The 24,934-nt window shown below is 71.6% G+C and carries 17 protein-coding genes and 8 pseudogenes; 10 read left to right on the top strand and 15 right to left on the bottom strand.

Features of this window, described 5'->3' with window-relative positions; genetic code table 11:
• The first annotated feature begins 64 nt into the window (after positions 1-64).
• Positions 65-931 (top strand): F510_1955 family glycosylhydrolase, encoded by an 867-nt coding sequence (locus tag WJ438_RS03005; RefSeq protein ID WP_406723838.1) that lies wholly within the window; start codon positions 65-67, stop codon positions 929-931.
• A gap of 577 nt (positions 932-1,508) precedes the next feature.
• Here WJ438_RS03005 and WJ438_RS03000 read toward each other — a convergent pair.
• The 4 genes and pseudogenes from WJ438_RS03000 to WJ438_RS02985 all read right to left on the bottom strand — a co-directional run.
• Positions 1,509-1,676, bottom strand: a pseudogene (locus WJ438_RS03000) (deoxyribodipyrimidine photo-lyase); the annotation flags it as partial.
• Between the two features lie 4 nt (positions 1,677-1,680).
• A complete protein-coding gene (locus WJ438_RS02995; protein ID WP_406723837.1) occupies positions 1,681-3,285 on the bottom strand; it encodes an SDR family oxidoreductase in 1,605 nt (534 codons plus the stop codon).
• 1,061 nt (positions 3,286-4,346) lie between these two features.
• Complete coding sequence (locus tag WJ438_RS02990) at positions 4,347-5,234, bottom strand: SDR family oxidoreductase (protein ID WP_406723836.1); 888 nt, start codon at positions 5,232-5,234, stop codon at positions 4,347-4,349.
• Between the two features lie 81 nt (positions 5,235-5,315).
• A pseudogene (locus tag WJ438_RS02985) lies at positions 5,316-7,426 on the bottom strand (MMPL family transporter).
• Between the two features lie 76 nt (positions 7,427-7,502).
• Between WJ438_RS02985 and WJ438_RS02980 the strand changes: the two are divergent.
• The 4 genes and pseudogenes from WJ438_RS02980 to WJ438_RS02965 all read left to right on the top strand — a co-directional run bounded on the left by WJ438_RS02980 (position 7,503) and on the right by WJ438_RS02965 (position 10,182).
• On the top strand, positions 7,503-8,006 hold the full coding sequence (locus WJ438_RS02980) for a MarR family winged helix-turn-helix transcriptional regulator (protein WP_406723835.1): 504 nt from the start codon (positions 7,503-7,505) through the stop codon (positions 8,004-8,006).
• A gap of 31 nt (positions 8,007-8,037) precedes the next feature.
• Positions 8,038-8,169: pseudogene (locus WJ438_RS02975) on the top strand (AMP-binding protein); the annotation flags it as partial.
• A gap of 1,181 nt (positions 8,170-9,350) precedes the next feature.
• Positions 9,351-9,761 carry a hypothetical protein gene (locus WJ438_RS02970; RefSeq protein ID WP_406723834.1) on the top strand — a complete coding sequence of 137 codons (411 nt, stop codon included), beginning with the start codon at positions 9,351-9,353 and terminating at the stop codon, positions 9,759-9,761.
• Positions 9,762-9,798: 37 nt separating this feature from the next.
• A complete protein-coding gene (locus WJ438_RS02965; protein WP_406723833.1) occupies positions 9,799-10,182 on the top strand; it encodes a hypothetical protein in 384 nt (127 codons plus the stop codon).
• A gap of 428 nt (positions 10,183-10,610) precedes the next feature.
• Here the strand turns inward: WJ438_RS02965 and WJ438_RS02960 are convergent.
• The 4 genes and pseudogenes from WJ438_RS02960 to WJ438_RS02945 all read right to left on the bottom strand — a co-directional run.
• Positions 10,611-10,912, bottom strand: a pseudogene (locus WJ438_RS02960) (enolase C-terminal domain-like protein); the annotation flags it as partial.
• 99 nt (positions 10,913-11,011) lie between these two features.
• Positions 11,012-12,835, bottom strand: coding sequence for a thiamine pyrophosphate-requiring protein (locus tag WJ438_RS02955; protein WP_406723832.1), 1,824 nt, complete (start codon positions 12,833-12,835; stop codon positions 11,012-11,014).
• A 35-nt stretch (positions 12,836-12,870) separates the two neighbouring features.
• A pseudogene (locus WJ438_RS02950) lies at positions 12,871-13,433 on the bottom strand (hypothetical protein); the annotation flags it as partial.
• A gap of 321 nt (positions 13,434-13,754) precedes the next feature.
• Positions 13,755-13,868 (bottom strand): annotated as a pseudogene (locus tag WJ438_RS02945) (ZIP family zinc transporter); the annotation flags it as partial.
• 239 nt (positions 13,869-14,107) lie between these two features.
• Between WJ438_RS02945 and WJ438_RS02940 the strand changes: the two are divergent.
• The 5 genes and pseudogenes from WJ438_RS02940 to WJ438_RS02920 form a co-directional block, all read left to right on the top strand.
• Positions 14,108-14,410 (top strand): annotated as a pseudogene (locus WJ438_RS02940) (YgaP-like transmembrane domain); the annotation flags it as partial.
• A gap of 258 nt (positions 14,411-14,668) precedes the next feature.
• Positions 14,669-15,738 (top strand): annotated as a pseudogene (locus WJ438_RS02935) (zinc-dependent alcohol dehydrogenase family protein).
• 173 nt (positions 15,739-15,911) lie between these two features.
• Complete coding sequence (locus WJ438_RS02930) at positions 15,912-16,187, top strand: hypothetical protein (RefSeq protein ID WP_406723831.1); 276 nt, start codon at positions 15,912-15,914, stop codon at positions 16,185-16,187.
• Positions 16,188-16,278: 91 nt separating this feature from the next.
• Complete coding sequence (locus WJ438_RS02925) at positions 16,279-16,728, top strand: pyridoxamine 5'-phosphate oxidase family protein (RefSeq protein WP_406723830.1); 450 nt, start codon at positions 16,279-16,281, stop codon at positions 16,726-16,728.
• Positions 16,729-16,875: 147 nt separating this feature from the next.
• Entirely contained in the window at positions 16,876-17,499 is a 624-nt protein-coding gene (locus WJ438_RS02920; protein WP_406723829.1) for a hypothetical protein, read from the top strand.
• A 261-nt stretch (positions 17,500-17,760) separates the two neighbouring features.
• Here the strand turns inward: WJ438_RS02920 and ppdK are convergent, their stop codons facing one another.
• The 7 genes from ppdK to WJ438_RS02885 form a co-directional block, all read right to left on the bottom strand.
• Positions 17,761-20,445 (bottom strand): pyruvate, phosphate dikinase, encoded by a 2,685-nt coding sequence (gene ppdK, locus WJ438_RS02915; RefSeq protein ID WP_406723828.1) that lies wholly within the window; start codon positions 20,443-20,445, stop codon positions 17,761-17,763.
• Complete coding sequence (locus WJ438_RS02910; RefSeq protein WP_406729572.1) at positions 20,358-20,963, bottom strand: hypothetical protein; 606 nt, start codon at positions 20,961-20,963, stop codon at positions 20,358-20,360. The genes ppdK and WJ438_RS02910 overlap by 88 nt, the downstream gene beginning before the upstream one ends.
• A gap of 61 nt (positions 20,964-21,024) precedes the next feature.
• Positions 21,025-21,900: a universal stress protein gene (locus WJ438_RS02905; RefSeq protein WP_406723827.1), complete on the bottom strand. Its 876-nt coding sequence runs from the start codon at positions 21,898-21,900 to the stop codon at positions 21,025-21,027.
• Between the two features lie 117 nt (positions 21,901-22,017).
• Positions 22,018-23,010, bottom strand: a complete 993-nt coding sequence (locus WJ438_RS02900) for an Acg family FMN-binding oxidoreductase (RefSeq protein WP_406723826.1) — start codon at positions 23,008-23,010, stop codon at positions 22,018-22,020.
• A gap of 13 nt (positions 23,011-23,023) precedes the next feature.
• Positions 23,024-23,905, bottom strand: a complete 882-nt coding sequence (locus tag WJ438_RS02895; RefSeq protein ID WP_406723825.1) for a DUF1918 domain-containing protein — start codon at positions 23,903-23,905, stop codon at positions 23,024-23,026.
• A 136-nt stretch (positions 23,906-24,041) separates the two neighbouring features.
• On the bottom strand, positions 24,042-24,512 hold the full coding sequence (locus WJ438_RS02890; protein ID WP_406723824.1) for an Hsp20/alpha crystallin family protein: 471 nt from the start codon (positions 24,510-24,512) through the stop codon (positions 24,042-24,044).
• Positions 24,513-24,639: 127 nt separating this feature from the next.
• Positions 24,640-24,924 (bottom strand): DUF1876 domain-containing protein, encoded by a 285-nt coding sequence (locus WJ438_RS02885; protein WP_406723823.1) that lies wholly within the window; start codon positions 24,922-24,924, stop codon positions 24,640-24,642.
• Positions 24,925-24,934 lie beyond the last annotated feature (10 nt).

Below are 24,934 nucleotides of genomic sequence, written 5' to 3'. Positions count from 1 at the left end.
CCGCCCCTCCCACCCAGCCGGGGCGCCAGGGCGCCCCGGCCTGCACGAAACTCGACGGGACACCATGAGGAAGCAGTACTTTGCCATCGCCGTTTCGGCGGCCTTCGCCCTCACCCTGACGGCCTGTTCCGGGGACGGCGGCTCGGATGAGGCGAAGGCGCCGTCCACGACGTCGGTCAGTCACATTCACGGGGTCGGCATCGACCCCGCCGACGACCGACTGTACGTGGCCACTCACGAGGGCATTTTCACGCCGGACAAGGACGGCAAGCCGCAACGGGTCGGCGAAAGCCGAGACGACTACATGGGCTTCACGATCGCCGAGGCCAGGACGTTCCTGGCCAGCGGACACCCGGCGGCCGACGGCGAAGGCCCCGGAAACAAAGGTCTGATCGAGAGCACCGACGCCGGCAAGACATGGAAGACCAAGTCGTTGTCCGGCGAGGTCGACTTCCACGCCCTCGACTACGTCGACGGCACGATCTACGGCTACGACAGCACGAACGGCAAGGTGAGAGTCAGCAAGGACGGCGTCGAGTGGCAGGACCGCGCGACGCTGCCGGCGCTCGACATCGCCGTCAACCCTGACGACCCGCAGATGCTGCTCGCTACCACTGAGGCGGGCGTTGCGAAGAGCACCGACGGCGGCAAGACCTTCGCCGACGGTGCCGAGCCGGCGCTCTTCTTCGTCTCCTGGGGCCCGCGGGGTGCCGCGTACGGACTCGACGGCTCGGGCGCGCTCTATCGCAGCACGGACTCCGGGAGCACATGGAAGAAGACGGGCGCAGTGCCTGGGGGGCAGCCGCAGGCACTGACGGCAGTCGACGCCGATCGGATCCTGGCGGCGACACAGGACGGTGTCTATGAGTCGAAGGACGGCGGCAAGACGTTCGACCAGCGCCTGGACATTGCGTCGGAGGGCGGTCACTGATGTGAGGCGCGCGGACCCGAGAAGGGCTCTTGCTGGTGCGGCGGTACCCAAGCGTTTGCTGTCCGCGCCGCTGCACGGAGTGCGTCAGCAGTGAGGGGGCGTGGGGCCGCAAGGCAGAGGCTTCCATACGGTCCCCCGGCAACCAGGGCCAGCGGATGCCGCACTGCCACCAGGTCCATCACGGCGAGGCCGGGATGAGGGCGTTGGTCGCCTATCAGCCCTGACCTGGAAGAGGCCGGCGCCGGAATCGTCCGGCGCCGGCAGCGCTTGTCGGGGCGGCGATGCCCTCGGATCCAGGGGCGCGTGGCAGCGAGGAGCGGCAGGGATTCGAGGTGGGTGATCTCGGCGTTCTTGCCGGTGGTGACGGCGCCGGTCTTGTCCAGCACGGTGGTGCCGACCTTGCGGGTGGACTGTGGACGACCGCCGGCCCCGTGGCCGACTGAGCCCACCGCTTGCGCGACATGCCCGCCCCGTCGGCGCGCCGGGTGGGCGCGGTAGGGGAGAGCTGCCTCCACCGGCTCCGCAGGCAGCCAGGAGAGTCGCCTTTTCCAACTCACTGGCTTCAGGTTGATCCCCGGTCGGCGAGGAAGGCGTTGCGGCTGGGTACGTCGAAGCCGGCCGCGTGGACCCCTGGACCGCGTACGCACAGCGGCACCACCTCGTCCGCCGCCGCGAGTGCGGCGCGCAGCGGCGGACGGCCGTGCCGACGCAGACGCGAGGTGAACGGGACGACGGCGACGGTCATGGCGTCACTCCTGGTGTCGTGAGGCGGTGCTGTGTGTGCCGCTTCCGGACGCTCCGCCCGGCGGGGGAGTGCCGGAGGCGGTCGGCGAGGATGTGGCCCTGCGCGCGCTCATGCCCTTGGCGGCGGCCTGGGTGATGTTGCGGGCCATGCCGCCGAAGACGACGGCGTGGAACGGGGAGACGGACCACCAGTAGACGTGGCCGAGCAGGCCGCGGGGGTGGAACAGGGCGCGCTGCCGGTAGCGGGTGCGGCCCTCGGCGTCCGTCTCGGCGTACATCTCCAGCCATGCGAGGCCCGGTAGCCGCATCTCCGCCCGCAGCCGCAGCAGGCGGCCGGGTTCGATCTCCTCCACCCGCCAGAAGTCCAGCGAGTCGCCGACCCGCAGGTGCTCGGCGTCGCGTCGTCCGCGGCGCAGGCCGACGCCGCCGACGAACCGGTCCAGCCAGCCGCGGACCGCCCAGGCGAGGGGGAAGGAGTACCAGCCGTTGTCGCCGCCGATGCCCTCGATCACCTTCCACAGGGCCTCGCGGGAGGCACCGACCAGCAGCCGGCGCTGGTCCTGGTAGAGGCTGCCGCCGGCCCAGTCCGGGTCCGTGGGCAGCGGGTCGCTGGGTGCCCCGGGCAGGGCGGCGGACGACCAGCGGGTGGCCACCTGGGCCTCGCGCACCTTCCGCAGTGCCAGGGCCAGCGCCTCGTCGAACGGCAGGGGATGGCCGGGGGCATCGGGTACGTAGCGGGCGATGTCGTGTTCGTGGCAGACGACCTCGTGACGCAGTGACTCCGTCAGGGGCCGGGCGAGGGAGGCGGGCACCGGGGTGACGAGGCCGATCCAGTGGCTGGACAGTCCCGGGGTGAGGACCGGTACCGGTACGATGAGCCGCCGCCGCAGTCCGGCGACAGCGGCGTAACGGCGCATCATCTCCCGATAGGTGAGGATGTCCGGCCCACCGATGTCGAACGCCCGGTCGACATCGTCGGGCATGGTGGCCGAGCCGACGAGGTAGCGCAGCACGTCGCGGACTGCGATGGGCTGGATGCGGGTGTGCACCCAGCTGGGGGTCACCATGACCGGCAGCCGTTCGGTGAGGTAGCGCAGCATCTCGAAGGACGCCGACCCCGAGCCGATGACGACCGCCGCCCGCAACACGGTGGCCGGTACGGGCGCCTCCAGGAAGATCCGTCCGACCTCGGCCCGGGACCGCAGGTGCGGGGACAGTTCCCGCTCCGGGACACCGCCGGGAGCGAGTCCGCCGAGGTACACGATCCGCCGTACGCCGGCGGCGTGCGCCTGCTCGGCGAAGGTTCGGGCCGCGCGGCGGTCGGTGTCCTCGAAGCCGGAACCGCCCGCGAGGGCGTGCACCAGGTAGTACGCGACATCGATACCCCGCATGGCAGCGGCGACGGAGGCGGCGTCCGTGACATCGCCGCCGACCGTCTCGGCGTCCTGCGCCCAGGGGTGGTCGCGAAGTTTGCCGGGGGAGCGGGCCAGGCACCGGACCCGGTGGCCGGCTTCCAGCAGTTCCGGCACCAGACGTCCGCCGATGTACCCGGACGCCCCGGTGACCAGGCAGTGCAGCCGCTCCGCGTCCCGCTGTCCGTCCGTGTTCACGAGTACTCCTCCAAGCGTTCGGTCCGACATCGTGCTCTGATGTTCGATCCTGGGCGCAGCAGCGTGACCGTGCCCGCCGCGGTGACGTGGTCGGCGACCGTGACGAGGAAGCGGGAACCTCCCTGCTCCGCCGCCACCTCCACCCGGGCAACGCCGTCGTGGGCAGCCGGGAAGGACGAACGGGGAGCAGCACTGGATGACCGGGGTCGCGCGGGACGAGTACCTACCGCCCCGGGATGCCCGCGCCAGCAGGACGTCGGGGGCGGCAGCGGCACCCACCGTGGCTGCCGTGGGGTGGGGCAGCGCCGCCGGGACGACCGTGTCGTTGCCGGGGCGCCTTGATACGCCGGACGGGCGAACCGCATGGTGCACGACCCGAACGGTGTGCCGGCGTGCGGGTACTCGGCCGTGACCCGGCAGGCGGTGAGCGCACCGGCCCGCGACGCGAGGTCGCTGACGCTGATCCCGACGGTCACGTCGGTGGCACTGCCGCTCTCGGTCGGCCGCGCCCGCGGGTGCGGTCCCGTGCTCACCGAAACGGGTTCGAACGGTGCGCCAACCACCGCGGGCAGATGACGCCGCTCCGGTGCGCTCGCGAGCCGAGGGCGGGACTCCACCGTGGTCAACGGGTGGTGCGTCACAGCGGTCACCCGCTCGTTGAGCGGGTGAAGGCGAGGCCACCGGCACCGTGCGGCGAAGCGACGGCTTCCCTGACGGGGCAGGGACACGACGAGCATCGACGCCATCGTCTCCAGCCCGGGCGTGCGCCGGCTGAGCTCAGCCTCCCGTGCCTCGGGCTCCGCCCGACCCGGCTCGTCGGCGTCATGGTGCGACCGCCCGACAGCCGCGTGCGCCACGTCCACCACCACCCCGTGCATGTGCGTCTCCTGCCGAAGGCAACGAGCCGTGCCGACCGCCCACGCGACTACTTCGCGGGGGTGCGGGCCGGTGGATGCGGGCGCGGTCGGAACGGTCCCGTTCGAGTGGGTCCAGCCGGCCTGCTGGAGGGATTCGGAGGTGTACCCGAGGTCGCCGAGCAAGCGGGAAACCGACGCGAGGACCTAGGGATGCGAAGAGGGGGAGTCCGCCTGATCGGCCCGACCACCGGCGCCGAGCAGCCCCGTGGCCTCGAACGGCTCCACTGCGGCGAGACGAGGCAGTTCACGTCGCGACAGCATCGTCACCACAGGAGGCATCGCGGCGCGCATGAGTTGGGTCGACCGCAGCCAGCGAGGCACGTAGACGGACGGACGGCGCCGTTCGATCGCGGTGACCAGGCCGGCCACGTACTCGACGGGGTACACCTTGCGCGCCGGTGGCGGCATGTGGCCACGGAGCTCTCGCAGCACCGCGTACTCGTCGGCGCTGCGGATCATGTCGGTGTCCGTCCAGTTGATGTAGGCGATCCCGACACCCACACGCCGGTGGGCCACCTCCGCCCGCAGCGCGTGGGCGAACGACTCGACCCCCGCCTTCGACGCGCAGTACGCGCTCATCATCGGGGCCGCACCGATGGACGCGAGCGACGCGACCTGGAGGAAGTAGCCCCGAGTGCCGAACAGATCCTTGAGGAACGTCCGGGCGGTGACGGCGCTGCCGATCAGGTTCACCTCCACCACCCGACGCCAGACCGCGGGATCGGACTCGGCGAACGGGCCGCCCTCGGCCAGTCCCGCGTTGGCGACCACGAGGGAGGGCGGCCCGAGCCGCGCACGGATTTCCGCGCCGGCCCGGGCCATGCCCCGGTCGTCCGTGACGTCGACCTCCCAGCACTCGGCCACACCCGGCAGGGAATCCCTGACCCGGGCCAGTGTTCTCTCCTCACGACCGAGCAGCGCCACCTTCGCCCCCCGGCCGGACAGATCCCCTGCCATCGCCGCCCCCAGACCGCGTGCCGCTCCGGTCACGACAGCTGTCCGTCCGCGCAGCGGGCTCTCGGTGACCGGCATGGAACGATTCCTTTCCCGTGGCGGCGTTCCCCCTCCCGCCCACGGTAGGGGTGGATGCCGCTGTCGGCATGCGGGCCGCCGTCACGCCGACTGCCTCGTCCCGTTTTCGGATCCGGTGACGTCGCGGGCCAGGACGCTGGGCCACCACGCCCGAGGGCCGATGTCGAGCGTCAGCGCGGGCACCAGGAGGGAGCGGACCACGAGGGTGTCGAGCAGTACGCCGAAAGCCACGATGAAGGCGATCTGGACCAGAAAGGCCAGGGGGATCACCATCAGGGCCGCGAACGTCGCTGCGAGCACGACGCCGGCCGAGGTGATCACTCCTCCTGTCGTCGTCAGCCCGCGTAGAACCCCCTGTCGATTGCCGTGTGCGAGCGCCTCCTCCCGTACCCGGGACATCAGGAAGATGTTGTAGTCGACGCCGAGCGCCACCAGGAACACGAATCCGTACAGCGGTACCGACGCGTCCGTGCCGCTGAATCCGAGGAGGTGCTCGAAGACGAGAGCGGAGACGCCCAGCGTCGCCAGGAAGTTGAGCGCGACGGTCGCCACCAGCAGGACCGGCACGAGCAGCGAGCGCAGCAGCAGGACAAGGATCAGCAGGATGATGCCCAGCACGAGGGGCACGATGACCGTACGGTCCCGGGCGGCGGTCTGCTGGGTGTCGTACTGCTGCGCCGTGTACCCGCCGACCAGCGCGTCGGCGCCGGACACCGCGTGGACGTTCGCGCGCAGTCGCTCGATGGTCTTCTTGGCGGCGTCGCTGTCCGCCGCGTCCTTCAGAGTCGCGTCGATGCGGACCCTCCCGTCGACGACGAGCGGCTCGCCTGCCCCGGCCGCCCCGAGGCGGAGACCGCGCCGACGGACGCCACGCCCTCCGTGCGCGTCGCGGCGGCCGTCACCTGAGCGGTGCGATCGGCGTCGGCGAGGATGACGGCGGGATTGCCGGAGCCACCGGGGAAGTGCTCGCCGAGCGTTTTCTGGGCGGCGACCGACGACGCGTCGTTCACGAAGATCTCGTCGAGGGGCACACCCTTGGCGGACAGCGAAGGGGAGAAAGCCGCGAAGAAGGCGAGGACGAGCGCGGTCACCACCCAGGTCCGACGCGGCCGGGCGTCGACCCTCGCGGCGACGCGGCTCCATACGCCGTGCCCCTCCACGGACGCGTCCGACTCCTTCGGCCGGGAAGGCCAGTAGACGGCCCGGCCCAGCAGTGCCAGCACGGCCGGGAGGAAGGTGAGCGTGGAGAGCACCGCGCACACGATGCCGATGGCGCCGACCGGTCCGAGGGCGCGGTTGTTGGTCAAATCGCTGGCGAGCAGAGCCAGCAGCGCGAGGGCCACGGTGGCCGCGCTGGCGGTGATCGCGCCGAACGACCGGCGCACGGCTGCCAGTGCGGCCGAGGTCCGGTCTCCCCGCCTGGCCAGTTCCTCACGGAAGCGCGCGGCGAGCAGCAGCGCGTAGTCGGTGGCGGCGCCGATGACGAGGATGGAGAGGATTCCCTGCACCTGGCCGTCCACTCGGACCACGTCACGGCCGGCGAGCGCGTAGACGATCGCACAAGCGAGACCCAGGGCGAAGACGGATCCGAGGATGATCACGAACGGCAGCAGGACGCTCCGGTAGACGAGCAGCAGGATCAGCAGCACGGCACTGAGCGCCACGCCCAGCAGCAGTCCGTCGACGCCCGCGAACGCGTCCGACAGATCGGCCTGACTCGCAGCCGGGCCCGCGATCCGTGCTTCAGCTTCCGGCACGCCTCGTGCGGCCTCACGCACCTCGCTCAGGACGTCGGGCAGTTCGTCACCGAGGTCCGGCTTCAACTGGACGACGGCCTGCATCGCCTGCCCGTCGTCGGAGACCAAGGCGGGCGACGGAGCGCCGACGATTCCGGGCCGTCCGGCGAGTGCGGCGACGGCGTCGGTGGCCGCCGTCCGCTGCGCCTCGGCGACACCGTTTCCGTCGGTCGTCCAGACGACGATGGCGGGCAGGCTCTCGGACTGGTCGAACGCCTTGCGGGCCTTGAGAACCCTGGTGGATTCCGAACTCTGCGGCAGGAACGAGGCCTGGTCGTTGGTGGCCACCTCACCCAGCTTGCCCGCGTATGGCCCGAGCGTTCCACCGACGCCGAGCCAGACGAGCAGCAGGGCGAGCGGGACGAGCCACCGGGCCCAGCGCGGTGTGGTTCTCATGAACATCCTCAAGATCTGGAACGAATTAAGTCATTCATCAAGTATCTCAATCATTGAGAAACTATATACTGGAGGCATGCACGGGACCGACAACCCCACGCCCCCTCTTCCCGAGAACGACCCGACGGGGTTGCAGTCCTTCGCGGTCCTGCTGCGCAGGATGAACGGCGAGTTCAACCGCATCGCCCACGAGTTCGCCCAGGCGCAGGGACTGCACCTCACCGACGTCCAGGCCCTGGTCGCGATCCTCGACGCCGATCCCGACGAGGGGCCGATGACCCCCGGGCGGCTCCGCAGACAGCTCGATCTCACCTCCGGCGCTGTCACCGCATGCGTGGACCGGCTGGAGAAGGCCGGTCACATCCGACGCGTCCGCGCGGCCGACGACCGCCGCGTCGTACACCTGCACTACGCGGAGGAGGCCAAGGGTGTCGCCAGGGACTACTTCCAGCCCCTCGCCCGCGGTACCGACGCCGCGCGCCGGCGCTTCCGCCCCGAAGAGCTGAAGACCGTCGTACGTTTCCTCACGGAGATGAACCGGGAACTCGCGCTCCTGCGCCACGAGACTCCCCGCTCATGAGCGCCTGCGTCTTCTGCGCGCCGAAGTCGCGGTGAGCGACGCCGCCTCGGCCCTCACCTACGCCCGACTGAACGCCCGCACGGCGCAGATCGCGCACGTGCTGCGGGCCCGCGGCGCCGGACCGGGGTCCGTCGTCGGAGTGTTCCTCGAGCGGTCCGTCGACCTCGCCGCGGCGCTCCACGGTGTGGTCCGGTCCGGCGCCCTCTCCTCCCCGCTCATGACAGGTCCAGCGCGAGCTTGCCCACGTTCTCACCGCGGAACAGCGTCCGGAGCGTGTCGGGGAAGTCGTCCACCGTTCCCTTCACCACGTGCTCCTTGACCTTCGACCGTGTGCCGCTCGAAAAGTCATCGCCACAGGTCCGGCGGCGTGTCTGTACGCGTTGACGAGGCCGCCGAGGATCCGGGTGCACAGCAGTCTGCGGCTGCTGAGGTGGTGGGCCGCGGTGGGGTGTTCCTGAGCGTTGGGTGGTAGCCGGTGGCGGGCCCGGTGGGGCCGGTGCCCGTTGTGGTGGGCCTGGCAGGCCGCAAGAATCCGGCGCGCACGGGTCTCTTCCGGGGACGAGGACGTGGGCGAGGACCTCGCGCCGGATGCTGCCGATGGCTCTCTCGCGGTGGGCGTACTGCGGGGAGCCCGCGGCGCGGTCTTGCTCACGTCCAGGTCCTCGGCCTCGAAGACGGCGCCGAAGGACTGCCCGTACTGGCTGTCGTGGTCACGGAGGAGAAAGCGCAAAGACTCCATGCGTGTGCCGAGATCGGTGGCCGGGTTCCGGGCCTGCTGCACCGCCCAGTCGCGGGTGGGGTGGACGGTGACGCCGGCGAGGTGCAGGCGCCGGGTGTCGTGCTCGAGGAACGCCGGCGCGTACAGCCTCTTGCCGAGCGCGGTGCCGGGGTGGGAGAAGTCGACGGCGATGATGCCCTCTCGGCCCGGGCGGTGAGGAACTCGCGCCGGGTCGGGCCGGAGCGGCGCGGTGCCGGCTCTACGCCTGCGGCGTTGAGGGTCTCCCGGACCGTCGAGGCGGCGATCCGATGTACGCGTCGGGCCGGCTCCCCTTGGATGCGCCTGTGCCCCCGCCTCGGGTTCTCCTGGGCCGGTCGCAGCACGAGGGTCCCGACCGCTGCTCGAATGGGCCCCAGAGTTCGGATGCGCAGCCGATCTCCACCGAATGCCCTGCACGCGCGCTTTATGTCCGCACGGGTGGGCGTAAGGCCCAATACTGGGCACTTGTGCAGCCGGCAGCACAGTGCGCACCCCGAAAGGAGCTGGGACGGCATGGTGGATCCCCCAAGCGGGCACGAGGGCCGGCCCGTGCGCACCTGCGCCCAGCGGGCGTCACCGATGAGACGGTGCAAGCCCTCGGATCCCTGTCCAAGGCGCTGGAGACGACCGAGCGGGCTCGGGGGCACCTGTACTCGTTTCACCAGCTCACCGGCACCGCCGACCTCGAACTGGACCGCGCGGTGGAGTTGCTGCGCATGGCCGGCCACGGGGTGTGGGCGGAGCGTGTCCAAGCGGAGATCGTGGGGCGCAACGTCATCCCCGGGCACTGGACGTTCCAGATCGTCGAGGCGTACGACCAGACGTACTACCAGGCGTTCAAGGCCCTGGAGCGCGAGGCGGTGGCACGGCTCGCCGAGGGCCGCGACCATCTGTACGAGGCAGAGATGAAGGAAGCCCGCCGGACTCCGAACCACCCCGACCACACGGCCCGCCCCGACTGGCCGGACACCGGCCCGCCGAGCCGCCCCTCTGACTGACCCCTCGACACCGGGTAACAGCATGTGAGAGGAACGCATGAAACGACAGACCAGCAAGCCGATCGCCGCGACGCAGGTTCTGGGGCTGGCCACTGCGGCCTACAGTGCGGCCCTCGTCATCCGCCCGGAGATCCTGGCGCGTCCCTGTGGACTGACCGGTTCCGACGGCCGCGCCGAGCGTTCCACTCGCCTTCTGATCAGGGCGATCGGGGCCCGTGACACCGTCATCGGTACGGCAATGATGCTCGCTCCCCGTGGAACCGCCCGCAGCTGGGCGGTCGGCTGTCGGATCGTCGCCGACTTTTCGGACGCAGTCGCCTTCGGGACCATGCTGCCCAGCAGAGGTGCGCGGGCCAAGGCTGCTGTCTCCGCGACCCTCTGGGGCGCGCTGTGCGCGGCGGCCGCAATGAGAAAGGACTGACGTGCATCCAGCCATGGTTCCGACGGGTGGGTGGCGATACCGACGGCCAAGGCCGCATGCGTCATGGTGTGTCGGTTGAAGTTCTCGGGCACTGCGACCGGCGGGCAGAAGTCCTGAGCGACCCGTGAGAACGGCAGGACGGCGACTGTCCGGATGGGCCTGGAAGCGCTCGGCCGTTCGGGGGCAGGCGGCCAAGCGAGTCCCGTACGGCCGAGACGCCCGCCATCCCGGCGACCCCCCTGCCCGACGGAGTCCCTGCCGTTTCCCCGTCATGAGGGGCGGGTGAGGAACGCCCCGACACCCACGGTCACGGCCCGCCCGGCATCCCGCTCCTGCCGTGGACGGCGCAACGCCGCGGACGCCGGACGAGGATCTCGTGCACCGGATGGCCGCCTGTGCTGGCCGTGTACTTCTTGCTGCGCCCGCTGTCAGCCCACCCGATAGGGCGGGGCTTGCGTGGCGTTGAGGATCAGGCCCAGGCCGGGGGCGCCGTCGGCACCTGGGGTGATGCTGCCGCCGCCGGGGTCGAGGACGCCGTCGAAGAGCAGGCGTTCGATGCGAACGCGGTCGTGGAACCACTCCAGGTGCCGCAGGTTGGGCACCGCGGCGGCGGCGTGGGCGTGGGCGTGCGGGACGCAGTGCCCGGAGAAGCCGATGCCGCGGGCCTGGTGAGGGCGGCGGCGCGCAGCCAGACGGTGATGCCGCCGCAGCGGACGGTGTCCAGGACCAGGGTGGTGCTGTCCCGGCTGAGGGTGCCGTCCGCTTCGGGGGCGGCGGTGGGAACGCGTGGACACCGCGGTGTCCACGCGTTCCACGACAGGAGCTCCGGTCACGTCTCGTCCTTGGCACCGGGCCGGTCCCCGTGGTGCCGGCCGCGGGGCAGGAACTCCTGCACCTTGGCCTTGAAGCCCTGGCGGACCACGTCGGCGCGGTCGCTGTCGCCCTTGAGGATCGAGGTCGCGGCGGCCTCGATCTGGTCGAGGGTGGCGTGCGGCGGGATGGGCGGTACGGCCGGGTCGGTGACGAAGTCCAGTACGCAGGGCCGGTCGGCGGCCAGTGCGGCCTCCCAGGCGCCCACGACGTTGCCCGGCTTCTCGACCCGTATGCCCTCCAGGCCCATCAGGCGGGCGATGTCGGCGTAGGCGACGTCGGGGAGCAACTGGGAGGGCAGGAACTGCGGGGCGCCCTCCATGGCGCGCATCTCCCAGGTGACCTGGTTGAGGTCCTGGTTGTTCAGGACCGCCACGATCAGCCGCGGGTCCTCCCACTCCCGGTAGTACTTGGCGACGGTGATCAGCTCGGCCATGCCGTTCATCTGCATCGCCCCGTCGCCGACGAGCGCGAGGGCCGGGCGGTCGCCGTGCGCGAACTTCGCGCCGATGGCGTACGGCACCCCGGGTCCCATGGTGGCGAGCGTGCCGGAGAGCGAGCCGCGCATGGTGCCGCGCAGCCTCAGGTGCCGGGCGTACCAGTTGGCGGCCGAGCCGGAGTCGGAGGACAGGATCACGTTCTCCGGCAGCAGGTCGTTCAGCGCGTGGACGACGTACTCGGGGTTGACCGGGTCGGCGTCGACCGCGGCGCGCCGTTCCATCACCTGCCACCAGCGGGCGGTGTCCTTCTCGATCTTCTTGCGCCAGCCTCGGTGCTTCGCCGGTGCGAGCAGCGGCAGCAGCCGGGTCAGGGTCTCGCGGGCGTCGCCGACCAGGTTGACCTCGAACGGGTAGCGCAGGCCGATCATGTGCGGGTCGATGTCGATCTGCACGGCCCGGGCCTGCCCGAACTCCGGCAGGAACTGGGTGTAGGGGAAGGACGAGCCGATGACGAGGAGAGTGTCGCAGCCGGACATCAGCTCGTACGACGGCCGGGTGCCGAGCAGCCCGATGGAGCCGGTGACGTACGGCAGGTCGTCGTCGAGGGCGTCCTTGCCGAGCAGCGCCTTGGCCACTCCGGCGCCGAGCCGGTCGGCGAGTGTCATGACCTCCTGACGAGCCCCGCGGGCTCCCTGCCCGACGAGGACCGCCACCTTCTCGCCCGCGTTGAGAACGTCGGCGGCCCGTTGCAGGTCGTCGTCGCTCGGCACCGGCGCGTAGTGCGGCATGCCGAGGCTGGAGGGGACCATCTTGAAGGCGTGCCCGGGAGGCGAGTAGTCCAGCTCCTGCACGTCGGCCGGGATGATCAGGGCGGTCACCGAGCGTCGGGCGGCGGCGGTGCGCATCGCCCGGTCCAGCACATTGGGCAGTTGCTCGGGGACGGTGACCATCTCGCAGAAGTCGGAGGCGACGTCCTTGTAGAGGCTGAGGAGGTCGACCTCCTGCTGGTAGGAGCCGCCCATCGCGCTGCGGTCGGTCTGGCCGACGATCGCGACGACGGGCACGTGGTCGAGCTTCGCGTCGTACAGGCCGTTGAGGAGGTGGATGGCGCCCGGTCCGGAGGTGGCGGCGCACACGCCGACCCTGCCGGAGAACTTGGCGTAGCCGACGGCCTGGAAGGCGGCCATCTCCTCGTGGCGGGCCTGGATGAACCGGGGATCGTCGTCGGCGCGGCCCCAGGCCGCGAGCAGGCCGTTGATGCCGTCGCCGGCGTAGGCGAAGACGTGCTCCACTCCCCACTCACGCAGGCGCTGGAGGATGTGGTCGGAGACTTTCTTCGACATGTCCGAAGACCTTTCCGGAGTGTGTTGCGGGCTTGTCAGGTGTGGTGGTTGAGCGAGCGCAGGGCGGCTCGTCCCGCCGCTGCCGCAGCGGTCGCGGTGACAGCGGCGGCGGATGCGGTGGTCGCCCACCGGGCGGCGCGGGACGGTTCGGACGGCCGCTGTGCCCGTGCTTCGGGGTGCCCGCTGGGGAGGTTGCCGTCCAGACCGAGGGCGAGTGCCTCGGCCAGGTGCAGGGCGCGGCGGCCGGTATCGCCCTGTTCGATGCGGGTACGGCAGTTGAAGCCGTCCGCGGGCAGCAGTGGCAGCCGGCCCGTCGAGTAGTGGGCCGCGGGGCGCAGCCGGCCGGCATAGTGGTGGGCGAGGAACTCGGCCTTGTGGGCGGCCGTGTCGACGTGCACCGGGCAGTCCGACTCGCAGCCTCGCAGCCCTCGCAGGCCAGGCACAGATCGAGCGCCTCGCGGACCTCGGTGGAGCGCCACCCGTCGGTGACCGCGGAGTCGGCGTGGCCGTCGAGCATCTCGGACAGCAGCCGGGTCCGGCCGCGCGTGGAGTGTTCCTCCTCCCTCGTGGCCCGGTAGGAGGGGCACATCACGCCACCGGAAAGGAAGCTGGGTGAGTCATCGAGGGAAAACCGCCTTCCTGGACCGTGCAGGACCTTTCGCCGGAAGGTCCGTCTCCGGCCGCCCGCAAACGAGTACCCGCTCCTGCCGTGTGCCAGAGGGTCTTTTTCGCAGGGCATCAGGCGGCAGGTCGGTCGGCGCCGCATCAATCGGGAGTCGTCGTCGCGGCCCCGGCTGCGTGCGCAGGAGAGGGAGGCGGACGCTCCCCGCGATGCGGGATTCCCTGCCGCGGGTCCTCAAGACCGGACGCCGGGGAAGAGATGGACGCCGAACGGCAACTGCCGTCGCTCGGGAACACGTCACGCATGGGACAGCGCGAAGGAGACCAGGAAGCCGCTGACCGTGACCAGCCCGATCGCCAGATGGGCTTCCTGGAATGCTTCGGGGATCATCGTGTCGGCGATCCGCAGCAACCGACCCTTGCCCCGGCTGCCTCAGGGCCAGGAGGGTTCGTTGCGCGGGACGACTACTTCCGCCATGGCGCTCGCGGGGTACGGACAGGGCACACAGCCGGGAGGTGCCGGCGTCCGGGAAGCGCTCGGTGATGAAGGGGGTTTCCATGTGCCGCCGCCGGTGACGCCGGTGACGCCGGTGCCAAGGCAGTCGTGTCGGGCTTCCCGGAACACGCACCGCCCTGCGCGGGCTGCGCCACCGGACGGGCTGGAGCATGGAGCGCCAGGTCCGTTTCACGGCCGGGACGCTCGTGCTGTTCGGCCTCGTGCTCGGCCTGCTCGTGCACCCGGCGTTCCAGTTCCTCGCGGCGGGTATCGCGGCCGGCCCGGTCTTCTCCGCGCTCACCGATACCTGCGGGAGGGCGGTCGTACTGGGCAAGCTGCCCCACAACCGCCCCCGCGCGGCCACTCTCGAGGCCGCGCTCGCCGCCCTGCGCGGCCGCTGGGCCCTGCCCCGGGCCGACACGTTTCAGGGCGCCCCGAGGATGTCGCGGGTGCCCTGAACGCGCACCGGGTCTCCACCGCGCGCGACCGGGCCCACCGCGGCCTTCCGGCGTGCCGACCGTACCTGCCCCGGCCGCCCGGGAGCGGACCGGCCAGCCGTCCTCCGAGGGGCGACCGGCCCAAGCGGACGTCCCAGCCGTCGGGCAAGCTGGACTTACGGGAATGTTCCGACATCGCGTCGGAGCCCGGATCGAACCTGCTGACTGCGCTTCGCCGGATTCCTCACCTCACCGGCGAGCAAGAGAGCGAGGAACGGCATGAAAGGCTACGTCTTCCACGGTCCCGGACAGGCTGCCTGGGAGGAGGTCCCGGACCCGGGCGTCAAGGAGCCCACCGACGCGATCGTACGGGTCACCGCGGTGACCATCTGCGGGACGGACCTGCACATCCTCAAGGGGGACGTGCCCGAGGTGCGGCCCGGCACCGTGCTGGGGCACGAGGCGGTCGGCGAGATCGTCGAGGTGGGCAGCGACGTGCGCACGGTGCGCCCCGGGGACCAGGTGCTGGTCTCCTGCATCAGCGCCTGCGGGCGGTGCCGGTACTGCCGCGAGGGCATGTACGGCCAGTGCCGGGGCGGCGGGGCTGGATACTCGGGCACCTGATCGACGGCACCCAGGCCGAATACGTCCGGGTCCCGTACGCCGACCTGTCCGTGTACCCGCTGCCCGGCGCACTGGCCGGTCAGGACACCGTGCTGCTGGCCGACATCTTCCCCACCGCCTACGAAGTGGGCGTGCTCAACGGGAAGGTGAGGCCCGGGGACACCGTCGCGGTCGTCGGGGCCGGCCCCATCGGGCTGGCGGCCATCGCCACCGCCCGGCTCTTCGCACCCGAGCGGATCATCGCGGTCGACCCGGCTGCCGCCCGGCTCGAGGCCGCCAGGCGCCTCGGCGCCGACGCCGTGGCCGACGCGCGGGAGGCCCCCGAACAGCTGATCACCGACCTCACGGACGGGCTCGGGGCGGACGTCGTCATCGAGGCGGTCGGCGTGCCGGAGACCTTCGAAATGTGCACGCGCATGGTGCGGCCCGGCGGGCACGTGGCCAACGTCGGCGTGCACGGCAAGCCCGCGGTCCTGCATCTGGAAGACCTGTGGATCAAGAACGTGACCATCACCACGGGCCTGGTCGACACCCGTTCCACACCGACGCTGCTGCGGATGGCGTCCGCCGGCAGGCTCCCGACGTCCCAGCTGGTCACCCACACCTTCCCCCTGGACCAGATGGAGGAGGCCTACGAGGTCTTCGGCAACGCCGCCGAGACCGGTGCACTCAAGGTCGTACTCGGCGAACCACAGCATGACGTCGTCGCCACGCGGACAACCTGACAGCCGGCAGGTCAACACCCGCCCAGTCATGCCCTGGCGGGACCTGTCGCCAGTGGAGACGGTCGCCCGGGCGGGTATCGCGTTCTGATTCTGGTCGGCGCGGCCCTCTCTTCCCGGACCGCCCGCCGCGCTCCGGACCCGGCGCGCGGTGTGAACGTCCCGGCGGACTGCCGGTGGTGGACGAGGACGCCAAGGTCATCGGCGTCATCTCCGAAACGGACCTGGTGGCGCGCCGGGCGGCCACGCCCGACCCGCACCGACCGAGCCGCCGCTTCGCGACTTCACGGCATCGAGACGTGGGCGGCACATGTCGCCGACGAGCTGACGCACACGTGAGAGCGGGCCGGAACACTGTGCCCGATCCAGACCCCGGCTCCCGGCACCGGGGCCGCCGCGGTACCTGTGCCGACGCTCTGACACTCCGCTGCGACCAGGCCGTTTTCCGGTAGAAACGGGACTGTTGGCCCTCATCTTCCAGGCTCGCCCCGCTCAGGGTGGAAGGACGTAATACCGCTGTACCAGGTGAAGGACGGGCTGGCGATGTACCCCAATGACGGTTTCCGCGAACTCGGTCGGCAGGAGTGCCTGCGGCTGATGGCCAAGGTGCCCGTCGGCCGCATCGTCTTCACGCGCCTGGCCCTGCCGGCCGTGCTGCCGGTCAACTTCTGCCTGGACGCCGACGGTGCGGTCCTGCTGCGTACCGCTGCGGCTTCGGAACTGGTCCGCGCGATCGACGGCGCGGTGGTCGCCTTCGAGGCCGACGACGTCGACGCGGCCCGGCAGGCCGGCTGGAGCGTGGTCGTCACGGGCCCGGCCGCGGTGGTGACCGACCCGGCCGAGCACGCGCGGCTGTTCCGCACCGGTCCGGTCTCCTGGGCGCCCGCGGGGCGGGAGGTCTTCGTCCGTATCGAGCCCGAGCTGGTCACCGGGCGCGAACTCGTCGGCGGACGCACCCTGTACGGGGTGAGCCTGGCGGCAGAGGACGGCTGACGACCGCCAACAGGGCCCGGACCGAGGGACGTTCGGCCCACCGCCCGGGCCCTGCAGCCCCTCCGGAAGGTGTCGGCGACGCGAGACATTGAAGGAGCAACGAGAGCCGTCCACATCATGCGCCACCCTCTGGAAGGGATGAGCATCATGGCAGTTCACGACCACCCCCACCGGCGTCCGGGAATCCGCTTCCCGTCCCTGCACCGGGCCGAGACGGCTCCCGCGTTCGCCGAGTCGACGACCGCGGCGGCGACCGCGACCCGCGCGTACGTGTTCGCCGGGCTCCGTCTGCTGACGGGATTCGTCTTCCTGTGGGCGTTCCTGGACAAGACGTTCGGCTTCGGCTACGCGACCCCCTCCGGCAAGGGGTGGATCGACGGCGGGTCGCCGACCAAGGGGTTCCTCAGCGGCGTCGCCGTCGGGCCGATGGAGTCCACCTTCCACGACTGGGCCGGGGCCGCCTGGGCCGACTGGCTGTTCATGCTCGGTCTGCTCGGCGTCGGTCTCGCGCTGATGGCGGGCATCGGCCTGCGGCTCGCCGCGGTCGCGGGCACCGCCATGATGGCGCTGATGTGGGTCGCGGAATGGCCGCCGGCCCAGCACCTGTCGGACGGATCGCCGAGCATGTCGACGAACCCGTTCGCCGACTACCACCTGATCTACGCCGTGGTCCTCATCGCGCTCGCCGCCGCGGGCGCCGGCGCCACCTGGGGCCTGGGCAAGGTCTGGGCGCGGCTCCCCTTCGTCAGCCGCAACCGCTGGCTGCTCTGACGGCCACGGAATCGTCGGACCGGGGCACCTCCGCTCGTCGGCGGGGGTGCCCCCTCGTTCCCGCCCCCGCCGACGCCGTGCGGTGAGGCTCCGGTTGACCAGGCCCCACGGCCCGGCGAGCAGCCGCCGCGCCGTCCCCTCCCGGTGGCCGCGCCGCCGTACGAGCAGGCCCGTGACGGAATCCCGCCGACCATCGCACCTCGAGGGTGCCGCGCCCGGTCCATGTCCGACGGTGCCTCGGCGGGGCCGGACGGCCTCCGGTCACCTGCTGTCGCTGACCTCGGTCCCGGAGAGTGCGGCCCGTCCGGCCTCCAGGCGGGCCACCGGGACGCGGAACGGGGAGCACGAGACGTAGTCGAGGCCGACGGTGTGGAAGAAGTGCACCGACTCCGGATCGCCGCCGTGTTCACCGCAGACGCCGATCTTCAGGTCGGGCCGGGCGGCGCGGCCCTCGACGACGGCTATCTCCACCAGGCGCCCCACGCCGGCGCGGTCGATCGTCTCGAAGGGGGACACCTTGAAGATGCCCTTGTCGAGGTAGGCGGAGAAGAACGCCGCCTCGACGTCGTCGCGGGAGAAGCCCCACGTGGTCTGGGTCAGGTCGTTGGTGCCGAAGGAGAAGAACTGCGCCTCCTCGGCGATACGGTCCGCGGTGAGCGCGGCCCTCGGCAGCTCGATCATCGTGCCGACCGGGCAGGTGACGGGAACGCCGGACTCCGTGGAGACCTCGGCCAGAACCTGCTCCACCTCCTCGCGCACCAGCCGCAGTTCCTCGACCGTGTCGATGAGCGGCACCATGATCTCCGCCCGCGGATCCCCGTCCGCCCGCTTGCGTTCCACGACCGCCTCGGCGATCGCCCGTACCTGCATGGCGACCAGTCCCGGTGCCACCAGGCCCAGGCGCACACCGCGCAGGCCCAGCATCGGGTTCTCCTCGTGCATGCGGTTGACGGCATCGAGCAGTTCGGCGTCGCGCGCACTGGGCGGAGTGCCGTGTGCCTCGGCCGCGGCGATGCGCACGGCGAGTTCGGTGCGGTCGGGCAGGAACTCGTGCAGCGGCGGGTCGAGGAGGCGAATGGTGACCGGCAGGCCGTCCATCGCCTCCAGGATGCCGACGAAGTCCTGCCGCTGCAGCGGCAGCAACGCGTCCAGGGCGCGATCCCGTTCGGCGTCGGTGCGGGCCAGGATCATCGCCTCGACCAGCTGCCGGCGGTCGCCGAGGAACATGTGCTCGGTGCGGCACAGGCCGATGCCCTCGGCACCGAACCGGCGGGCCCGGGCGGCGTCCTGAGGGGTGTCCGCGTTCGCTCGGACCCCCAGCCGGCGTACGCCGTCGGCGTGCTCCATGGCGCGGGCCACGACGTCCACCAGCCCGGCCGGGCGCTCGCCGGTCTCGAAGTACCGCATCACGGCGGAATCGGCCAGCGGGACCGCGCCGGGGTGGACGGTGCCTTCCGAGCCGTCCACGGAGATGACCGTGCCCTCTTCGACGGTGACGTCGCCCACGGTGAAGCGGCGCTCCTGAGGGTCGACGGTGATCTTTTCGGCGCCGCACACGCACACCCTGCCCATACCGCGGGCGACCACGGCCGCGTGGCTGGTCTTGCCGCCACGGCTGGTGAGCACGGCCTGGGCGGCGACCATGCCGGGCAGGTCGTCCGGGGTGGTCTCCTCGCGTACGAGGACGACCCGTTCCCCGGCGGCGGCCCGCCGGACCGCCTCGGCGGAGTCGAACACGGCGGCACCCACTGCCGCGCCCGGCGAGGCGGGGATCCCGTGTGCGAGCGCGTCACCGACGGCGGAGGTGTCGAACCGGGGGAACATCAGCCGGGCCAGCTCGTCCCCGCCGACCCGCGCCAGACTCTCGTCGGAGGTGATGAGTCCCTCGTCGGCCAGCTCGGCGGCGATGGTGAACGCGGCCTCGGCGGTGCGCTTGCCGACCCGGGTCTGCAGCATCCACAGCCGGCCGCGCTCGACGGTGAACTCGATGTCGCACAGGTCGCGGTAGTGGGTCTCCAACGTGGCCATGTGGTCGCGCAGTCGGGTGAACGCCTCCGGGTTCAGCCGGCCGAGTTCGTTCAGCGGCACGGTGTTGCGGATGCCCGCGACGACGTCCTCGCCCTGCGCGTTGGGCAGGTAGTCGCCGTACAGGCCGCTTCGGCCGGTGGCCGGGTCACGGGTGAAGGCGACGCCGCTGCCGGAGTCGGGGCCGAGGTTGCCGAAGACCATGGTCTGCACGTTGACCGCGGTGCCGAGGTCGTCGGGGATGTGCTCTCGGCGGCGGTACAGGCGGGCACGTTCGACGTTCCACGACGTGAACACCGCCAGGACCGCCCGCTGCAGTTGCTCGGCCGGGGACTGCGGGAGGGACTCGCCCGTCTCCTGGCGGATCAGCTCCTTGTACGCCTCGACGAGCCCGGCCAGATCGGCCGCGTCCAGACCCAGGTCGTCGACCGCGCCGCGGTCCTGCTTGAGACGGGCCATGGCGTTCTCGAACAGGGCACTGTCGACACCCATGACCGTGCTGCCGAACATCTGCACGAGCCGGCGGTAGGAGTCCCAGGCGAAGCGCTCGTTCCCGGAGGACTTCGCGAGGCCCAGCACGGAGTCGTCGTTGAGGCCGATGTCGAGGATCGTCTCCATCATGCCGGGCATGGAGAAACGGGCCCCGGAACGGACGGACAGCAGTAGCGGGTCGTCCCGCTGTCCCAGCCGCCGCCCGGCAGCCTGCTCCAGCACCATCAGGTGATCGGAGATCTCGCGGGCGAGGCCGGCCGGCTCACTGCCGGTGGCGAGGAACGAGCGGCAGGCCTCGGTGGTGACGGTGAAGCCGGGCGGCACCGGCAGGCCCAGGCGGGTCATCTCGGCCAGGTTGGCGCCCTTGCCGCCGAGCAGGTCGGCCATGTCCCGGCCGCCCTCGGTGAACGCGTACACGTAACGGACCATGGCGGTGCTCTTCCTTTCGGCTGTGTCGGATCACGTCTCGAAGACGATGCGTGCCTTGAGCAACCCGGTGGCGACACAAGCGTGCACGTCTCTCCCGGCGCGACCGTGACAGCTCGGCCGGCGAGTACCACGCGGATCGGTGATTCCTCCGAACACTCAGCACGCCCGCGTCGTCCCGATAACCGAACGTGCGGGTCAGCGCGGCGCAGGTCCAGGGTGTGCCGGTGCTCGAGGAGGGCACAGGTGTCCGGGGAGAACCACGGCCCCCACGGTCCGTCGGCGGGGCGGCAGCGAAACCGCAGGCACAGCCTGTCCGGAAGGTTGACCAGCCCCTCGTTCACCACCTGCCGCCCCGCCACCCTCGACTCCAGACGGTGGCAGCGGCCGGCCGCGCAGGTTCCCGGGCAGCGCACCACCCCCGCTCGGCTCTCGGGCACCGCGCCGCGGGCGCACAGCGATTCACGCAACCGCTCGGCAGCGGGGTCGTATCCCCCGTACTCCCACGTCCACTCCGGCATCTGCCGCTTTCCCCCCTCGCCCTTCACGACACGTACCCGCGTGCCGCCCACATGACGGAACTCAGGCTCGCCGAGGGACGACGGCGACCGGGCACGAGGAGTAATGCAGCAGGGCGTGGGCGACGCGGCCGAGCTGCAGACCGAAGTGGCCGTGCCGCCGCAGAGCGCCGACGACGATCAGGTCGGCTTCGGTCGACGTGTGCAGCAGGACCCGGTGGGCAGGGCCTTCGACCGGCCTGCGTCGCACCTCGACCTCGGGATGCTCCCGTATCGCCTGGCCCAGCGCGTCGGTGAGGTTGGTCGCGGCGCGCTCCTCGTGGGCACTGGCGGCGTCATCAGCGAGGAGGGGGTGATCCACGTGCTTGTGAGCCGGGCTGCGCCAGGCCCGTACGGCGTCAAGGGCGGAGCCACGCGCCTCGGCCTCACGAAAGGCGAACCGCACGACGCCCTTGCTCGTGGCCGGGTCGCCGACCCCGACCGCCACCCGCCCGAAGAGGCCCTGTCGGTTCCGTTCCGCACCACGGACCACGAGCACCGGGCACACGGCACGGGCCGCCACTGTGAGGCTGACCGATCCCAGCAGCAGCCCGGCTATTCCGCCACGACCACGTGAGCCCGTGACCAGGGCATATGACTCACTCCCGGCGTGCAGCAGCGCGGACACGGCATCGTCGGGCAGCACGTCGCCCGACACCTTCACCTCGGGATTGCGGAGCCGGGCACGTTCGACGCCGGACGCGATGATGTGCTCCGCCATGACCTCTTCGGCGGGGCGATCGGTCCTGAGGGAGGGGAGGGCCGCCTCGTAGCGCTCCCACAGGGAGGCGTGGACGAGACGCACCGGCAACCCATGGCGTGCCGCTTCGTCCACCGCCCAGTCCAGTGCCTGAAGGCTGGAATCCGATCCGTCGACGCCCACGACCAGCGGGAGTGTCATGGTTTCCCTCACTTTCCTGCATGGCCACTGACAGATTTTCTGTCAACACCGTCGCACTGCCCGAGCCCCGCCGCGACATGCGGACCGCACCTGCGGTGCCTGTCGGTGGCTGGGGGGTCAGGGTCGGATGTCGAGGATGTCCGGCACCGGGCGGCGCGGGGTGTCGGGGCCCGGGGGGCCGTATCCCAGGCGCAGCACGAGCTGTGTGTGTCCCGTCCCGGACACGGGGTCGCGCAGCGGCCAGCGCAGGTCGCTCCATTCGAGGGCCTGGGTGGCGAAGGAGCAGGCCAGGCCCTCCAGGGTGGCCAGCAGCAGGACCCGTTCCATGGCCTGGCCGGCGCGCAGCCAGTCCTGTGGGCGGTCACGGGTGGTGCTGAGGACGGCCAGCTGGGGGGCGTGTTCGAACTCGGCGGTGCCGCGGCCGGGCACCGGCCTGCCGCCGGCGAAGTCGCGCATGGGTGCCTTGCCGCCGCGTTTGCGCGGCCCGAAGGCGGAGTCGGGCACCCCGTCGAAGGCGGTGTCCGCCGACGGTGCGGCGATACGGGTCCAGGCCGCCAGGTCCTGTTCGCTGCCTTGGTCGGTGAGGTTGCGTGTTTCGGCCTCCTCCAGCAGTTCCAGTACCTGGTGCAGGTGCCAGGGGGAGGGGAAGGCCAGTGTCGCCCCCTCCTCGCGGGCGGCGTCGGCCAGGGCCGTGCGCAGCTCCTGGGGGATCCTCGTCTCCTCGAAGGGGAAACGGCTGCTGTGCCGCCGATGGACCGCCGGATACAGTGCGGCGAGCGCGCGCTCCCCGTTGTGGGGGCCGGTGGGCCGCACGGTGGCGAGCAGCGCCGGGTCGCCGGAGTCGGGCAGCAGTCGGGTCGCCGGGTGCCATCCCTGGTGGGCCAGCGCGACCCGCAGGTTCAGCAGGGCGGCGCCGCCGCCCAGGTGCAGGGCGCGGCGGTCCGGGTCGGCGTGCGGCAGGAGGCGGTCGAGGTCCGCGCGCACGTGGAAGGTGTTGCTGCCGCGGAAGTAGCGAAAGCGCCATGGCTGTGCGTTGTGCATGGACGGGGCGGCGGCTGCGTCGTGCACGAGGGCCGTCACCCGCTCGTCCGGCAGTGCTTGCTGGTTCACAGGGGCCTCCTGCTCACTGTTCGGCCGGAGTGATGCGGCGTCCGGTGAGGCGTACGGGCCGGATCGCCACCCACATCTCGCGTTCGCCGCCGGCCCACGGGGTGGTGTGGGCGTGTTCGGTCAGGCGTCGCACCTCCTCGGGGGCGGTGACCCTGCGTGCGGGGCCGACGGCGAGCACGCTCCAGCCCTGGCTCATGGCCTCGTCCAGGTGATCGACCTCGAAGGCGATCTCGCTGCCCACGGCCGCCGCGGGCACCGAGCCGGCCGTGGTCCGAAAGGTGATCTCCTCGTCGAGGACCTCGTAGTTGACCGGGACCACCGCGGGCCCCTCGGGTGTGGTCACCGCCAGGCGTCCCACCCCGTGGGTGGACAGCAGGGTGCGGCAGTCCTGGGGGGCGAGGTCGTGGAGTTGGGGGTGCAGAAGTGCCGTGCCCCGGCCGGGCGGCATGCCGATGCCGCTGCCGCGCAGGGCCTGGACGCTGGTGCCCAGCGCCGCGGCCAGCCTGAAGAGAGTCGCCAGGCTGGGATCGGAGGGGCGTTCTTCGAGGTAGGCGAGGTAGCCCGGTGCCATCCGGGCGCGGCGGGCGGTCTCCTCCCGGCTCAGGCCCCGGCGTTGGCGTTCGGTGGCCACCCGCCGACCGATGTCGCCGGGGTCGGACGGGCCGGTGGACGGGGGCGTGCCGGCCCCGGCCTCGGTGCCGGGCTGGTGCCCGAGGTGCTTGATGTGGGCGTCGGGCCCGGGGAACAGGAGCGTCACCTCCTGGGTGTCCGACCAGCGCACGTCGTAGGGGGGTGTGCCGTCAGGGTGGTGGAGCCCGACGATCTCGCCGTCGCGTCGGGTGGCGCCGGTCGCCGGACTCTCGATGACAAGGTGATCGCCGAGGTGAGCTCGCATGAGCGCCGCCCCTTTCCTCACGGTATGGCTGTCTGCAAGATGCCACGCACACGGTGCGCGGGTCCCGCCGGAACGGGAGGACCGGGCACCGGCCTGCCGTGGCCGCCCGGACCGCGACAGGCCGGCCCGGCCCTCCTCAGTCCGTGATCTCGATGCGGTGCGGCTTGCTCTTCCGGGCCTTCGGGACGCGCACCGTGAGGATGCCGTTGGCCAGTTCCGCGGTGATGTGTTCGGGGTCGACGTTCGGCGGCAGGCTGGTGCGGTAGTCGAACTGCCCGACGTGCCGGGTCTGCCGGCGGAGCACCCCGGTGCGTTCCTTCTCCTTGATCTCGCCGCGGACGTCGAGCTCGCCGCCGCTGACCTCCACGCTGATCTGGTCCTTGTCCACGCCGGGGAGTTCCAGCTCCAGCAGGTAGGCGTCCTCGGTGTCCTCGACGGCGGTCGGCGGCGCCCACGCCGCGGCCGTGCCGGCCTCGGCGAGACCGCGGCCGGGGAAGGGGAAGGTGGCGTCCATGAGCTGTTCCATCCGGGTGCGCAGTTCCTCGAGCTCCCGAAGGGGTGTCCAGCCGGAGAGCGGGCCCCTGCCGCGGTGTGCGGGAAGCGTCATCGGTCATCCTCCTTGACTGGTGGACTGGCAGCGGATCCGGCCGCGGCCTGATCCGCTGCTTGCGAGGCCGGGTTCCCCGTTAAGCGTCGGGCCCACGAGGTTGTCCCGGCCGAGGCGCGGACCGCGGTCACCCCGGCCGGCCAGCGGCCGGCCGGCGGCCCGGCCCGGTCGCGCCCGTGCCCTCGACGTCGCGCTCGGCGATCTCCACCAGCTGCCGGCCCAGATCCTGCATGGCCCTGCCCGCCGCCAGCTCGTCACCGATCTCCGGCACCTCCCTGTCCGCCGGGTTTCGGTGCGCGGCCCCGCGGCCGGTGAGCACCGTGGTTCCGGTGTCGACCACCGCGCGGGCCTTCGTCGTTCCCCCCTCCTCGAAGAGATAGAGGCGAACCTTCCATTCCACGGTGTGCGACATCGCTCTCCTC

The sequence above is a fragment of the Streptomyces sp. GD-15H genome (assembly GCF_045291515.1).
GTDB lineage: Bacteria > Actinomycetota > Actinomycetes > Streptomycetales > Streptomycetaceae > Streptomyces.
Note: the sequence above shows the minus strand (reverse complement) of the source record. Positions and strands in the feature narration are given on the sequence as shown.